This window comes from Streptomyces sp. NPDC002994, assembly GCF_040611155.1.
Lineage (GTDB): Bacteria > Actinomycetota > Actinomycetes > Streptomycetales > Streptomycetaceae > Streptomyces.
The window spans coordinates 83,370-96,962 of sequence record NZ_JBEXNQ010000013.1 but is presented as its reverse complement, the minus strand read 5'-3'; the positions used below and the strand labels follow the sequence as shown (position 1 = coordinate 96,962).

Below are 13,593 nucleotides of genomic sequence, written 5' to 3'. Positions count from 1 at the left end.
AGCACCCGCCCGTCGAAGCTCGTTCAGGGGTGGTTCACAGGCCGAGTCAGCCGAGTCACAGACTCGCGGCAGCCGACTTGATGGCGGCGGCGAAGGTGGACACCTCGGTGTACACGCCGGGGTAGTTGGGACGTGCGCAGCCATTGCCCCAGCTGACTATCCCGACCTGTATCCAGGCGTTGGTGTTGTCCCTGCGGAACATCGGGCCGCCCGAGTCGCCCTGGCAGGTGTCGACACCGCCCGCGGTGAAGCCGGCGCAGATTTCCTCGCCCGCCACCAGGTCGGAGTACGAACGCTTGCAGGTGGCGTCGGAGACGAACGGGACCTGGGCCTTGAGGAGGTAGCGCTGCTGACTGCCGCCCTCGGTGGCCGCGCCCCAGCCGGCGACGGTGAAGGTGCCGCTGTTGTACGCCGTCGTGTCGGCGATCTTCAGAGTGGGCAGCTCGATCGGACTGGCGAGCTTGATCAGTGCCCAGTCCTTGCCCGTGCCGTTGTAGCCGGGGGCCTGGAGGACCTTGGTGGACCTGACCTTGATGGCGCTTGCGCTCCGCAGGTCGACGACACCGGCGGTGGCGGTGATGCTGGTGTTGTTGCCGGATCCGTTCACGCAGTGGGCGGCGGTCAGGACGATGTTCTTGGTGATGAGCGAGCCGCCGCAGCCCATGGAGAGCCGGACCATGAACGGGAATTCGCCCTGGGCGGCGCGGGTTCCGCCGACGACGGGCGGCGTCGCCGCGGAGGCCGCGGACGCGGCGGCGGGCTGGATGCTGACCGCGGCGAGGATCACTGCGCCGGCGGCTGCGCATCTCTTGAGGGCGTGCAGAAGGTTCTTCAACGAACTGCCTCTCGTGGGAAACGTGGGGGGTCGCTGTGCACACGCACGACGGACAGCACGCACACCACCCCGTAGATGGCATGCGCCCGTCAAGTCGCTGTTGGATTATGTGGAGCTGTCCCCCCGCCCGACAAGGGAGGCATTCCAGCCACACCCCGCAACACGCGTCCCGAGCCCACCGCGGCCACCCCGGCGGGCCCACCGGCGGGAAACCCACCCCGGGCCGCCTAATCCGCCTACAGTGGAGACCTGTTCACCGTCGTGTGGAGACGTGTGGGGGTGAGTGCGGACGTGACCAGCGGGAGCGAGGTCGTACACGGCTATCCGCATCTGGCCACCGTGCGGTCCGCCCTTGCCGCGCTCCACAAGCGGCTCTCGTACGAGGGTGTGCACACCTACGCCCCGAGCGTGTTTCCCGCCGACGTGGCCTTCTCCGACCAGGACGATCTTTACCTCGGCACCCAGCGCGTGGCCCGCGCCCTTGTCCAGCATCTGCATCTGCCGGACGCCCGCATGATCGTGAGCTTCCGCGAGATGGAGCACGCCGCGAGTGTGGAGCTGGCAGCCGGTCCGGAGTACTTCATCGAGCTCAATGGCCGCTTCAGGACCCACCGCAACGACATCGGGGCCGCCCTCGCCCACGAGATCACGCACATCCTGCTGCACCGGCTCGGTCTCGCCTTCGCCGGCACCCGCGACAACGAGATCCTCACCGACACCGTGACGACGTATCTCGGGGCGGGCTGGCTGCTGCTCGACGCGTTCCGCGAGGACGGCGCGTCCAGCCAGAAGCTCGGCTATCTCACGCCGGAGGAGTTCGGGTACGTCCTGGCGAAGCGGGCGATCGCCTTCGGTGAGGACCCCGCGCCCTGGTTCACCAGCGCGCAGGCGTACACGGCGTACACCAAGGGGCTCGCACAGGCGCGCCGCGACGAACAGCAGCCGCCGCTGACGGCCGCGGGCTGGGCGGGGCGCCGACGGTACGCCAAGGAGCGGCGGTACGCCCAGGAGAACGGCAGCCGTGCGGACGGCTCCTCGTCCGGGTCCACGTCCGGGTCCGGGTCCTCGTCGTACGCCTTCGAGGGTGGCGGCCGCGACACGCTGCGCGTGTCGTTCCCGTGTCCCACGTGCCAGCAGCGCATCCGCGTGCCCGTGCGCGGCCGTGTACGGGCACGCTGCGCGCTCTGCCGCACGATTCTCGAATGCGACACGTGAACACGCACACGTAGGGTCGAAACATGACGAATGATCCGGCAGCGGACCTGCAGACCCTGTTCGAAGCGTTGTACGAGGAATCGGACGACGCCGTCGTACGGCTGTTGCGCTCCGGTGTCCCGGCGGAGGCCACCGACGAGGGTGAAACCGCGCTCTACAGAGCGTCCGTACAGGACCGCCCCGGCATGGTGCGGCTGCTGCTCGCCGCCGGCGCCGATCCCGACCGCGCGAGCGGCCCCGAGGCGGGTGACCTGCCGCTGTGCGGCGCGGCGGTCGGCGGCCACACGGAGGTGGTGGAGGCCCTGCTGTCGGCGGGCGCGACGCCCGACCTGCGTGAGGAATTCGGGTTCACCGCGATGGCCTGGGCGGTGAGGCAGGGCCACGCGGACATCGTGGAGGCGCTTTTGGAGTACGGCGCCGATCCCGACCTCCCCGCTCCCGGTACGGAGCCACCGCTGGTGCTCGCCGCGCGGCGCGGGTCCACGGAGACCGTACGGACGCTTCTGCGGCACGGTGCTTCCGCGCGGCGGGAGGCGCTGGAGGAGGCGCGGCGGTGGCTCGAAGCCGATGTGGAGGAGGAGCTGCGGGCGGGGCTTCTGGAGACCTTCGGCGACGCTGCCGGCGCTGATGTCGCGGAGCTCGAGACCGTCACCAGCCGCTTCGTGCAGGACGGCGGGGAGACCGTCGTCGTCGAGCTGCTGCGGGACGGCAGGCCGTCGGCCGGCAACGAGCAGCAGACCGGGCACGCCGCGATCGCCACCCTCCTGGAGGAGCAGCTGGGCATCCGTACGCCCTTCGAGGAGCTCGCGGACCGGGCCCTGAGCAGCGGTGACCCCGGCCGGGACGAGTGGATGGAGTCCGTGGCCGCGCTGTGGCGGCGGGGCGACGAGGAGACGTTCCAGGCGGCGGCCGCGTGGTGTGCGAGCGGTGATCCCCTGCGGCAGGCGTTCGCCGCCGACGTTCTGGCGCAGCTCGGCTTCGAGCAGGGCGGGAAGCCGTTCGCCGCGCGCGCCCTGCCGTTGCTGCGGGAGCTGGCGCGGGCGGCGGGGGACCGCGATTCGGAGCTGGCCCAGGCCGCTGTGCTGGCGCTGGGGCACCATGGTGACCCTTCGGCCCTGCCCGAGATCCTGCGCCATGTCGGCCATCCCGACGCCGAGGTGCGGCACCGGGTGGCCCTCTCCCTCATCGGCCTTGTCCCCGCCGATCACCGCGAGGGGGCGGCCGCGCTGATCGCGCTGAGCCGCGACCCGGATGACGAGGTGCGTGACTGGGCGACGCTGGCGCTCGCCGGTCTCGACGCGGACACCCCTGAGATCCGGGAGGCGCTGGCGGACCGCCTGGAGGACCACGATCCCGACACGGCGGCGGAGGCGGCGCGCGGTCTGGCGGTGCGGGGGGACGACCGGGCGGTCGAGGCGCTGGCCCGTCTGCTGCGGGAGGAGGATCCGGAGGGGTACGCGTATGCGACGGCGGTCGAGGCGCTGGAGTCCGTGGCGGACGCTGCGGTGCGGCGCCGGCTGGAACGGACGCCGCCGCGCTACCGGTGAGTGGGCTTTCCCCCGACCCGACCCGCCCCTTCCCGCTGTGATGTTTTGCCCCCAGTGTCGGGAAGGGGCGGGTAGGGGAAAGCCCGCCGCTATGGCGTCGCCCCGGGTCCCGGGTACGTGTCCCCCATGACAGCCGCCGAGCAGTTGAGAGAGGTCGTAGACGCTGTCGCCGCGCCCGAAGTCCGCGTCGCGCCCCCTTCGCCGCGAGGCCGCTGAAGCGGCGTACCGATGGCCACGGCCGGCTGCTCCACGGTCCGCGCCGTCTTCAGGAAGCCGCTCTCCGCCCACGACTTGGGGCCCGGGCGGCCGGGCCGTCAGGCCCCGCCACCCTCGGTCGCCCCCGGCGTGTCCGACCAGGCGTCAACAGCCGTAGTCGACGAGGTCGAACGACGCGTAGTGGTCGGCGGTGTAGTAGTCCTCCTGCGCCGCGTCGCCCGCGACGATGCGGCGGGCCCCGCGGTCCGGTGATCCCGGCGTGACGACCGTGTACTCGTGGTAGTAGCCGGTGGTCCGGTCCGGCAGCAGCTGCTCCCGGTTCTGGAAGACGGTCCCGTCCTGTTCGTACGGGTAGGGCCCGCCCGCCTCGATCAGGTCGAGGGTGTCGTGCGCCTGGGAGGGCAGGGCGGAGTAGCAGATGTCACCGACCGCGGGAGCGGTGGCGGTGGCGGCACTTGCGGCACTTGCGGCACTTGCGGCGACCGTGACCGGGCCGCCGACGAGAAGGGTGCAGACGAGGGCGGCGATGCCGCCGATGGCTGAGAGACGTGGGGGGATTCTCATGCGCATCATGATGACGCGCGTAGAGAGCGCCGCGTCAATGTCAACTCCCGGGACTTTTCCGTACGTTCACCTCACCCGCCACCAACCTCCGAACGCCTGCTCGCGGCCGGCCGTCAGGAGTAGTCCCAGCAGTCCACCTCCACACGCGCCCGCACGACAGGAGTACGGCGGGTCCGAGCCGGCCCACGGCGCGCAGCGCCCGCTCCGCCGTGTCCGTCAGCGGACCAGCAGCGGCACGGCAGGCCCGCAAGCCCTCACCCCGCTACCGCGCCCCGTACACCCGGCCCGGTGTCGCGGACTCCGCCAGCAGTTTGGATGCCGTTTCGCCTGCCTCCGCCGGGGTCCAGCGCGCGCCCTTGTTCGCCGTCGGGCCCGCGCGCCAGCCCTCCATGACCGTGATGCGGCTCCCCTCCGCCTCGAAGACCCGCCCCGTCACGCCGGCCGACGCCGCCGAGCCCAGCCACACCACCAGCGGCGACACGTTCTCCGGGGCCATCGCGTCGAACTCGTCGGGCGTGCCCGGCGCCGCCATCGTCTCGGCGAACGTCCGCTCCGTCATACGCGTACGCGCCGCCGGTGCGATGGCGTTGACCTGGACCCCGTACCGCCCCATCTCCTCCGCCGCGACCAGCGTCAGGCCTACGATCCCCGCCTTCGCCGCCGAGTAGTTGCCCTGGCCCACGCTCCCCAGCAGGCCCGCCCCCGAGCTGGTGTTGACGACGCGGGCGGCGACCGCCCGGCCCCCCTTCGCCTCTGCCCGCCAGTACTGCGCGGCGTACTTCAGCGGCAGGAAATGGCCCTTCAGGTGTACGCGCATGACCGCGTCCCAGTCGTCCTCGTCCAGATTCACCAGCATCCGGTCCCGCAGGAACCCGGCGTTGTTCACGAGGGTGTCGAGCCGCCCGAACGTCTCGACCGCCGTGGCGACCAGCGACGCCGCGCCCCCGGCCGTCGCGATGTCCCCGCCGTGGGCCACCGCCGCTCCGCCCGCCGCCACGATCTCCTCGACCACCTGCTGCGCCGGGCTCGCCGACGCCCCCGCGCCGTCCGGTCCGACCCCCAGGTCATTGACCACCACCTTCGCGCCCTCCGCCGCGAAGGCCAGGGCGTGGGCGCGGCCCAGCCCCCGCCCCGCGCCCGTCACGACGACGACTCGTCCGTCGCAGATTCCGACTCCGACCCCAACTCCGGTACCGGTCATTTCACTTCTCCTTGTTGACTGTTGACTGTTGCCGCGTCGAGGAAGGCGGGACGTTCCCCGCCGCCGTGAACGAGGAGGGACGCGCCGGTTACGTACGAGGCCCGCGCCGAGGCAAGGAAAACGGCCGCGTCGCCGATCTCGCCGGGTTCCGCGAGCCGCCCCGCCGGGACCGTCCGGCCTACGGCCGCGATGCCGGCCTCGTCGCCGTAGTGCAGGTGCGAGAGCTCGGTGCGGACCATGCCGAGGACGAGCGTGTTCACCCGTACGTCGGGCGCCCACTCCACCGCCATCGACCTGGCCAGGTTCTCCAGCCCCGCCTTGGCCGCCCCGTACGCCGCCGTCCCCGGCGACGGCCTGGTCCCGCTGACGCTGCCGATCATCACGACCGAGCCACCGGACGCGCGAAGGTGCTCGTACGCCGCCAGAGAGGCCGTCATCGGTGCCGTCAGGTTGAGTTCCACGACCCGCGCGTGGCGGGCCGCTTCGCCCTCCCCCAGCAGCCGGTACGGCGTCCCGCCCGCGTTGTTGACGAGCACATCGAGCCGTCCGTACGTCGCCACCACGCCCGCGATGAAGTCCTGGACGGCCACCTGGTCGCGCAGGTCCAGCGGCCGGAACTCCGCCTCGCGGCCCCCCGCTTCCACCACCTCGTCCGGGGGGCGACGCGCGCAGATCACCACCCGTGCCCCCGCCGCCAGGAACGCCCGCGCGATGCCGGCGCCGACGCCGCGCGTGCCGCCGGTGACGACTGCGACCCTCCCGCTCAGTTCCATTCGCTGCTACCTTCCCCACCTAACAAATGTTTGGTGGAAAGGTAGCTGATCCACTCATGGGTGTCTCCACCTCAAGCCCGGAAGGCCCGGACAAGGGCATTTCCGTCGTCACGGTCGACTTCCCGCCCGTCAACGCACTCCCCGTGCAGGGCTGGTACGACCTCGCCGACGCCATACGCACCGCCGGCCGCGACCCCGACGTCCGCTGCGTCGTCCTCGCCGCCGAAGGCCGCGGCTTCAACGCCGGCGTCGACATCAAGGAGTTGCAACGCGACGCCGGCCACGCCTCCCTCGTCGGTGCCAACCGCGGCTGCGCCGAGGCGTTCGCCGCCGTATACGAGTGCGAGGTGCCCGTCGTCGCAGCCGTGGGCGGCTACTGCCTGGGCGGCGGCATCGGCCTCGTCGGCAACGCCGACGTGATCGTCGCGTCCGACGACGCCACCTTCGGCCTGCCCGAACTCGACCGGGGCGCGCTCGGCGCCGCGACCCACCTCGCTCGCCTCGTCCCGCAGCACCTGATGCGCGCGCTGTACTACACATCACGCACCGCCACCGCCGCCGAACTGCACGCCCACGGCTCGGTCTGGAAGGTCGTCCCGCGCGACCGACTCCTGGGTGCAGCCCTCAGCCTGGCCCGCGAGATCGCGCAGAAGGACGGCAGCCTCATCCGGCTGGCCAAGGTCGCCATCAACGGCATCGACCCCGTGGACGTACGCCGCAGCTACCGCTTCGAGCAGGGCTTCACCTTCGAGGCCAACCTGACCGGCATCGCCGACCGCGTCCGCGACACCTTCGGCAACACCTCGGCCCAGGAGGACAAGCAGCCGTGACAGACAAGCTACTGACACCCGAAGAGGCCGTCGGCCGACTCCACAGCGGCATGACAGTCGGCATCGGCGGCTGGGGCTCGCGCCGTAAACCGATGGCCCTGGTCAGAGCACTGCTCCGTTCCGAGATCACTGATCTCACCATCGTCTCGTACGGCGGCCCCGACGTCGGTCTCCTCGCCGCCGCAGGCAAGATCCGCAAGCTCGTCACCGCCTTCGTCACCCTCGACTCGATCCCCCTGGAGCCGCATTTCCGTACGGCCCGCCAGAGCGGCGCCATCGAGCTCACCGAAATCGACGAAGCGATGTTCATGTGGGGGCTGCACGCGGCCGCCAACCGACTCCCCTTCATGCCCGTCCGGGCCGGCATCGGCTCCGACGTCATGCGCGTCAATCCATCCCTCCGTACGGTCACTTCGCCGTACGACGACGGGGAGGAGTTCGTCGCCGTACCCGCCCTGCGCCTGGACGCCGCGCTGGTCCACATGAACCGCGCCGACCGGCTCGGCAACGGCCAGTACCTCGGCCCCGATCCGTACTTCGACGATCTGTTCTGCGAGGCCGCCGACGCGGCGTACGTCTCCTGCGAGCAGGTGGTCGAGACGGCGGAACTGACGAAGTCGGCGTCGCCGCAGAGCCTCCTCGTCAAGCGCCACTACGTCACCGGCGTCGTCGAGACCCCGAACGGCGCGCACTTCACCTCGTGCGCCCCCGACTACGGCCGCGACGAGGCCTTCCAGCGGCTGTACGCGGCCACGCCCTGGCCCGAGTTCGCCGAGCGCTTCCTGTCCGGCAACGAGAAGGCCTACCAGTCCGCCGTACAGGCCTGGCACGAGGAGCAGAAGTGACCAGCACCACCACTGCAACCGTCACGCGCGCCGAGTACTGCGTCATCGCCTGCGCCGAGGCCTGGCGCGACAACGGCGAAGTCCTGGCCAGCCCCATGGGCACCGTCCCCGCCATCGGCGCCCGCCTCGCCAAGCGCACCTTCTCCCCCGACCTCCTCCTCACCGACGGCGAGGCCACGCTCGTCGGCCTGGACGGCACGCCGGAGGGCTGGCTCCCGTACCGCCAGCACCTCGCCATGGTCACCGGCGGCAGGCGCCACGTCATGATGGGCGCGAGCCAGATCGACCGCTTCGGCAACCAGAACATCTCCTGCATCGGCGACTGGCAGCAGCCCTCCCGCCAGCTCCTCGGCGTACGCGGCGCACCCGTCAACACGCTCAACAACCCGACGAGTTACTGGGTGCCGAAGCACTCCACCCGCGTCTTCGTCGACAAGGTCGACATGGTGTCCGGCGTCGGCTACGACAGCGCTGCCGCCGCAGGCCCGAGCGCCACCCGCTACCACCGCATCCCGCGCGTCGTCACCAACCTCGGCGTCCTCGACTTCGACACGCCCGACCACTCGATGCGCCTCGCCGCCCGCCACCCCGGCGTCACGGCCGCCCAGGTCCAGGAAGCGACGGACTTCGCCCTCGACATCCCCGAAGACGTGCCGTACACCCGCGAGCCCACGTCCGGCGAACTGCGCCTCATCCGCGAGGTCATCGACCCCGAGGGCCTGCGTGACCGCGAGGTCAGGGCCTGATGAAGACGGCGCTCACCGAACTCACCGAAGTCGAACACCCCATCGTCCAGACCGGCATGGGCTGGGTCGCGGGACCCCGCCTCGTCTCGGCCTCCGCCAACGCCGGGGCGCTCGGCATCCTCGCCTCCGCGACGATGACCACCGAGCAGCTCCGCCACGCCGTACGCGAGGTCAAGTCCCGTACGGACGCGCCCTTCGGCGTGAATCTGCGCGCCGACGCGGGCGATGCGCGGACGCGCGTACGGATCATCATCGACGAGGGCGTGAAGGTCGCCTCCTTCGCACTCGCCCCCTCCAGAGACCTCATCGCGGAGCTGAAGGACGCGGGCGTCGTCGTCATCCCGTCCATCGGCGCACGCCGGCACGCCGAGAAGGTCGCGGCCTGGGGCGCGGACGCCGTCATGGTGCAGGGCGGCGAGGGGGGCGGCCACACGGGGGAAGTGGCCACGACGGTCCTCCTCCCCCAAGTCGTCGACGCCGTCGACATCCCCGTGATCGCCGCGGGCGGCTTCTACGACGGCCGCGGCCTGGTCGCCGCGCTGGCGTACGGCGCCGCCGGCATCGGGATGGGCACGCGCTTCCTGCTCACCTCCGACTCGACCGTCCCCGACGCCGTCAAGGCCAGATACCTGGCGGCGAGCGTCAAGGAGGTCACGGTCACCACGGCCGTCGACGGCCTGCCGCACCGCATGCTCCGTACGGATCTCGTCGACTCCCTGGAGAACGCGGGCCGTACGAAGGCGCTGGCGGCAGCGGTACGCCGCGCAGCCGGATTCAGGAAGATCTCCGGCCTGAGCTGGACCGCCATGGTCCGCGACGGTCTGGCCATGAAGCACGGCAAGGACCTGAGCTGGAGTCAGGTCCTGCTGGCCGCCAACACCCCGATGCTGCTCAAGGCCTCCATGGTCGACGGCCGCACCGATCTGGGTGTGATGGCGTCCGGGCAGGTGGCGGGTCTGATCGACGATCTGCCGTCCTGCGCGGAACTGGTGGCACGTGTCATGGCCGAAGCGAACGAAACGCTCGAACGATTCCAGGCACCGATGACCTCGCTCCGCGCCCTGCCGACACCAGGGTGATTCCTTCTCCTCACAGGAGTTGTCAGATGAGCCGTCTCGCCCGAACCCGCATTCGCCTGGCGACCGGAGCGGTCGTCTCCGCTCTCGCCATCGGGTGTCTGCCCGCCACCACTTCGGCTTTCGCCGCGTCCCCGACACTCGCCACCACCCAGCACGAAACGGTCCGCCAGATCCCGCTCCAGGGCGCGACCAACGTCCGTGACCTGGGCGGATATCGCACGTACGACGGGGCCGAGGTCCGTTACGGGCAGGTCTACCGCGCCGACGCGCTCGGCAAGCTCACCGAGTCCGATGTCGCCGCGCTCGGCCGCCTCGGTCTGACGAAGGTCGTCGACTTCCGGGTCCCCGTCGAGGTCCAGTACGACGGCGCCGACCGGCTGCCGCCCGGCCTCACCGCGACGTCCCGGCCGGTCACCGACAACGGTCTGTACGCGCAGCTGATGACCGCCATCGGTTCCAAGGACCCTGTGCGGCAGGAGGAGATGCTGGGGGACGGAAAGGCCGCGGCATTCATGCGGGACGTCTACCGTACGTTCGTCACCCACCCGGAGAACCGGGCGCGGTTCGCCGAGACGCTGCGCGACATCGCGAACAGCAATCGCCGCTCACCGCTGCTGTACCACTGCACTTCGGGCAAGGACCGTACGGGCTGGACGAGTTACGTACTGCTGCGGGCCCTCGGCGTACCGTCGCGTACGGCGGAGCGCGACTACCTCGCGTCGAACACGTACCGCGCTGCGCACGACGCCAAGGTTCGTGACGGGCTAAAGCAGTCCGGGATGATGCAGAACCCGGATCTGCTGATCCCGCTCCAGGAGGTACGGATGGACTATCTGGACGCGGCCCTGGAGCGGGTGGAGGCGGATTACGGCAGCCTCGACCGTTACCTCACGGAGGGCCTGAACCTGGACCGCCGTACACTGCTGAAGCTCCGGGCGAGCTTGCTGCGCCACTAGGGGCGCCCGCGCCGGTAACCGGGGCTCCGCCCCAGACCCCGCTCCTCAATCGCCGGAGGGGCTCGACAGGAGCCCCTCCGGCCATTGACCCCGCAGGTCACACCCCTTACGCAGCCGCGCTCCGGCGGCCACCACGCCCACGGCCACGACCGCCACTGCCACCGGCACCGGCACCGGCACCGGCACCACCCTGTGACGCACGACCACCAGCACCGGCCTGTGCGCGGCCACGGCCACCGCCACCGGCCTGCGTTCGCTCGCCCTGCGTACGGGTTCCACCGGTACCGGCGCCACCACCGCCGCCACCGCGACCGGCGCCACCACCACGGCCACCGCCGCCGCTCTGCTGCGGACGCCGCTTCGGCTTCGCGGAAGCCTGCTGCTGCTGCGGAACCTCGATCACGATGGCGACGCCCGAAGGCTCGCGCGCACCCGTGATCCGGGTCAGCTCGTCGTCACTGGACTTGACCCGCGCGGTCTGCGGAACAATGCCGGCAGCCGACATCAGCTGCGTCATCTCGCGCTTCTCGTCGGGCAGCACCAGCGTGACGACGCTGCCGGACTCGCCCGCCCGCGCCGTACGCCCGCCGCGGTGCAGGTAGTCCTTGTGATCAGTCGGCGGGTCCACGTTGACGACCAGATCCAAGTCGTCGACGTGAATACCGCGGGCCGCCACATTGGTCGCCACCAGTGCCGTGACCTGCCCGGCCTTGAACTGGTCGAGCGTGCGGTTGCGCTGCGGCTGCGAACGGCCGCCGTGCAGCGCCGCGGCGTACACGCCACTCGCCAGCAGCCGCTTCGCGAAGCGGTCCGCCGCGCGCTTGGTGTCCACGAAGAGGATGACGCGCCCCTCGCGGGCGGCGATGCGCGTGGCGACGGCCTTCTTGTCGGTCTCGTCGGCGACGTACAGCACGTGGTGCTCCATCGTCGTCACGGCGCCCGCCGACGGGTCCACGGAATGGACCACCGGATCGGTCAGGAACATCCGTACGAGCCGGTCGACGTTACGGTCGAGCGTCGCCGAGAACAGCATCCGCTGCCCGTCCGGCTCGACCTGCTTCAGCAGCGCTGTGACCTGCGGAAGGAAGCCCATGTCGGCCATCTGGTCGGCCTCGTCCAGGACGGTGATCGACACCTGGCCGAGGTCCGCGTCGCCGCGCTCGATGAGGTCCTTCAGGCGGCCGGGGGTGGCCACGAGCACTTCGGCTCCGCGCCGCAGCGTGTTCGCCTGCTTGGTGATCGACATGCCGCCGACGACGGTGGCCATCCGCAGGTTCACGGCCGTGGCGTACGGCGTGAGCGCGTCGGTGACCTGCTGCGCGAGCTCGCGGGTGGGTACCAGGACCATCGCGAGCGGCGCGCGCGGCTCGGAACGCCGGCCCGCGGTGCGGGCCAGCAGCCCGAGGCCGAAGGCGAGGGTCTTCCCGGATCCGGTGCGCCCGCGGCCGAGGATGTCGCGGCCCGCGAGCGAGTTCGGCAGGGTCGCGCCCTGAATGGGGAAGGGCTCGGTCACACCCTGGGCCGCCAGGGTCTTGAGCAGGGCTGCGGGCATGTCGAGATCGGCGAAGTTCTCGACGGCCGGCAGCGCCGGGGTAATGGTCTCCGGCATCGCGAATTCACCCTGCACAGGCGTGGCCCTGCGGGCGGGGCCCTTTGCGGGCGCCTTGCCGCGAGCGGCCTGCGAGGAGCGATTGCGGACGGGACGGGCGGAGCGTGCGGTGCTGGCGGCGGCGGGGCGTTCGGAGCGGGTCATTCAGGTTTTGCCTTCCTGGGAACAAGCACAAGCCGGGGCCCGCACCTTCACGGTGCGGGCCCCGGCTAGCGAGGTATCGCGTCGGCGAATTAGGCCGGGACGATGTTCTCCGCCTGCGGGCCCTTCTGGCCCTGCGTGACGTCGAAGGAGACCTTCTGGCCCTCCTGGAGCTCACGGAAGCCCTGGGTGGCAATGTTCGAGTAGTGAGCGAAGACGTCAGCGCCGCCGCCGTCCTGCTCGATGAAGCCGAAGCCCTTTTCCGAGTTGAACCACTTCACGGTTCCAGTAGCCATGTCATTCTCCTAAAAAACTGGGGCAGATCCGGAAATCCGCACTGTACGGATTCCACGTCGCCGCAATGAGCCCCATCCGGAGAACCGGAAAGAAAACAAAATGCGCCTGAGGAAGCATTCCCGTCAGGCGCACATAATGTTTATGGGTACCAAAACTGCAACTCGTCCACTCTAACACGATGGCGCCGGAGCACCACCCCTTCGCCCGAAGAAGATCGTCGTACGTGAGACCGCGTCCCGCCGCGGCCCCCGGCCGCCGCCAACACCGCGCTCCGAGCCCATCAGGAGGCCGGCACCGCCGGAGTACGAGGACTACGCGAAGCGCCAGTTCCTCGGTTACCGCTGCCGCACCTCCTACGTCGTCGAGTCGACCGCGATCGACGGGCTGCAGCAGCTCATCGTGGACGCCGTCGCCGCCGGCGCCAACCGGGTCGACGGCGTCGAATTCGACGTACGGGACAAGCCCGCGATGCGCGACGAGGCCAGACGCAAGGCGGTGGCCGCGGCCCGCCGCAAGGCCGAGGTCTACGCGGAGACGGCCGGGGCGTCGCTCGGTGCCGTCGTGCACATCCAGGACGTCGACGCCGAGTCGTACGAAATGCGGGGCCACCGCGGCCACGGCTCCGGCGGCGGCGCCTCCGAGGGCGACCTGGCCCCGGGGACGGTGGAAGTCTCGGCGGGCGTACTCCTGGGCTTCACGCTGTCCCAGTAACGGGCGCGCTGCGGGGGGACGGGGCCAC

14 protein-coding genes are annotated in these 13,593 nt (G+C 70.8%); 8 read left to right on the top strand and 6 right to left on the bottom strand.

The features are described from left to right. Positions 1-55 precede the first annotated feature (55 nt). Positions 56-835: a serine protease gene (locus ABZX79_RS19145; protein WP_355258537.1), complete on the bottom strand. Its 780-nt coding sequence runs from the start codon at positions 833-835 to the stop codon at positions 56-58. 291 nt (positions 836-1,126) lie between these two features. Here ABZX79_RS19145 and ABZX79_RS19140 point away from each other — a divergent pair, with 291 nt between their 5' ends. After that, the gene (locus ABZX79_RS19140; RefSeq protein ID WP_355258851.1) at positions 1,127-2,050 is read left to right on the top strand and encodes a hypothetical protein; all 924 of its coding nucleotides are present in this window, start codon (positions 1,127-1,129) and stop codon (positions 2,048-2,050) included. Between the two features lie 23 nt (positions 2,051-2,073). Further along, positions 2,074-3,597 carry an ankyrin repeat domain-containing protein gene (locus tag ABZX79_RS19135; RefSeq protein ID WP_355258534.1) on the top strand — a complete coding sequence of 508 codons (1,524 nt, stop codon included), beginning with the start codon at positions 2,074-2,076 and terminating at the stop codon, positions 3,595-3,597. Between the two features lie 360 nt (positions 3,598-3,957). Here ABZX79_RS19135 and ABZX79_RS19130 read toward each other — a convergent pair whose 3' ends face one another. From ABZX79_RS19130 to ABZX79_RS19120, 3 genes are all read right to left on the bottom strand, one after another. Further along, complete coding sequence (locus ABZX79_RS19130; RefSeq protein WP_355258531.1) at positions 3,958-4,377, bottom strand: ribonuclease domain-containing protein; 420 nt, start codon at positions 4,375-4,377, stop codon at positions 3,958-3,960. Positions 4,378-4,639: 262 nt separating this feature from the next. Continuing rightward, on the bottom strand, positions 4,640-5,578 hold the full coding sequence (locus ABZX79_RS19125) for an SDR family oxidoreductase (protein ID WP_355258528.1): 939 nt from the start codon (positions 5,576-5,578) through the stop codon (positions 4,640-4,642). Then, positions 5,575-6,351 (bottom strand): SDR family oxidoreductase, encoded by a 777-nt coding sequence (locus ABZX79_RS19120; protein ID WP_355258526.1) that lies wholly within the window; start codon positions 6,349-6,351, stop codon positions 5,575-5,577. Before ABZX79_RS19120 ends, ABZX79_RS19125 begins: the two co-directional genes overlap by 4 nt. Before the next feature lie 56 nt (positions 6,352-6,407). Here ABZX79_RS19120 and ABZX79_RS19115 point away from each other — a divergent pair, with 56 nt between their 5' ends. The 5 genes from ABZX79_RS19115 to ABZX79_RS19095 are packed head-to-tail and all read left to right on the top strand — an operon-like array spanning position 6,408 to position 10,807. Further along, a complete protein-coding gene (locus tag ABZX79_RS19115; RefSeq protein WP_355258523.1) occupies positions 6,408-7,181 on the top strand; it encodes an enoyl-CoA hydratase family protein in 774 nt (257 codons plus the stop codon). Beyond that, a complete protein-coding gene (locus tag ABZX79_RS19110) occupies positions 7,178-8,026 on the top strand; it encodes a CoA-transferase (RefSeq protein ID WP_355258520.1) in 849 nt (282 codons plus the stop codon). Before ABZX79_RS19115 ends, ABZX79_RS19110 begins: the two co-directional genes overlap by 4 nt. Then, positions 8,023-8,772: a CoA-transferase gene (locus ABZX79_RS19105; RefSeq protein WP_355258517.1), complete on the top strand. Its 750-nt coding sequence runs from the start codon at positions 8,023-8,025 to the stop codon at positions 8,770-8,772. The genes ABZX79_RS19110 and ABZX79_RS19105 overlap by 4 nt, the downstream gene beginning before the upstream one ends. Next, a complete protein-coding gene (locus ABZX79_RS19100; RefSeq protein WP_355258514.1) occupies positions 8,772-9,851 on the top strand; it encodes a nitronate monooxygenase in 1,080 nt (359 codons plus the stop codon). The genes ABZX79_RS19105 and ABZX79_RS19100 overlap by 1 nt, the downstream gene beginning before the upstream one ends. A 26-nt stretch (positions 9,852-9,877) precedes the next feature. Further along, positions 9,878-10,807, top strand: coding sequence for a tyrosine-protein phosphatase (locus ABZX79_RS19095; RefSeq protein ID WP_355258511.1), 930 nt, complete (start codon positions 9,878-9,880; stop codon positions 10,805-10,807). A 106-nt stretch (positions 10,808-10,913) separates the two neighbouring features. Here ABZX79_RS19095 and ABZX79_RS19090 read toward each other — a convergent pair whose 3' ends face one another. Together ABZX79_RS19090 and ABZX79_RS19085 are read right to left on the bottom strand one after the other, a co-directional pair. Further along, the gene (locus ABZX79_RS19090; RefSeq protein WP_355258508.1) at positions 10,914-12,560 is read right to left on the bottom strand and encodes a DEAD/DEAH box helicase; all 1,647 of its coding nucleotides are present in this window, start codon (positions 12,558-12,560) and stop codon (positions 10,914-10,916) included. 89 nt (positions 12,561-12,649) lie between these two features. Beyond that, the gene (locus ABZX79_RS19085) at positions 12,650-12,853 is read right to left on the bottom strand and encodes a cold-shock protein (protein ID WP_015607926.1); all 204 of its coding nucleotides are present in this window, start codon (positions 12,851-12,853) and stop codon (positions 12,650-12,652) included. Between the two features lie 214 nt (positions 12,854-13,067). On the opposite strand from ABZX79_RS19085, the gene ABZX79_RS19080 reads away from it, so the two are divergent. Beyond that, positions 13,068-13,565, top strand: a complete 498-nt coding sequence (locus ABZX79_RS19080; RefSeq protein WP_355258848.1) for an SIMPL domain-containing protein — start codon at positions 13,068-13,070, stop codon at positions 13,563-13,565. Positions 13,566-13,593: the final 28 nt, after the last annotated feature.

Bases quoted from the DNA above. Each gene is read 5' to 3' on its own strand.
- ABZX79_RS19120 (WP_355258526.1), bottom strand. From the start codon at position 6,351: ATGGAACTGAGCGGGAGGGTCGCAGTCGTCACCGGCGGCACGCGCGGC.
- ABZX79_RS19125 (WP_355258528.1), bottom strand. From the start codon at position 5,578: ATGACCGGTACCGGAGTTGGGGTCGGAGTCGGAATCTGCGACGGACGA.
- ABZX79_RS19135 (WP_355258534.1), top strand. From the start codon at position 2,074: ATGACGAATGATCCGGCAGCGGACCTGCAGACCCTGTTCGAAGCGTTG.
- ABZX79_RS19100 (WP_355258514.1), top strand. From the start codon at position 8,772: ATGAAGACGGCGCTCACCGAACTCACCGAAGTCGAACACCCCATCGTC.
- ABZX79_RS19085 (WP_015607926.1), bottom strand. From the start codon at position 12,853: ATGGCTACTGGAACCGTGAAGTGGTTCAACTCGGAAAAGGGCTTCGGC.
- ABZX79_RS19130 (WP_355258531.1), bottom strand. From the start codon at position 4,377: ATGAGAATCCCCCCACGTCTCTCAGCCATCGGCGGCATCGCCGCCCTC.
- ABZX79_RS19115 (WP_355258523.1), top strand. From the start codon at position 6,408: ATGGGTGTCTCCACCTCAAGCCCGGAAGGCCCGGACAAGGGCATTTCC.
- ABZX79_RS19090 (WP_355258508.1), bottom strand. From the start codon at position 12,560: ATGACCCGCTCCGAACGCCCCGCCGCCGCCAGCACCGCACGCTCCGCC.
- ABZX79_RS19095 (WP_355258511.1), top strand. From the start codon at position 9,878: ATGAGCCGTCTCGCCCGAACCCGCATTCGCCTGGCGACCGGAGCGGTC.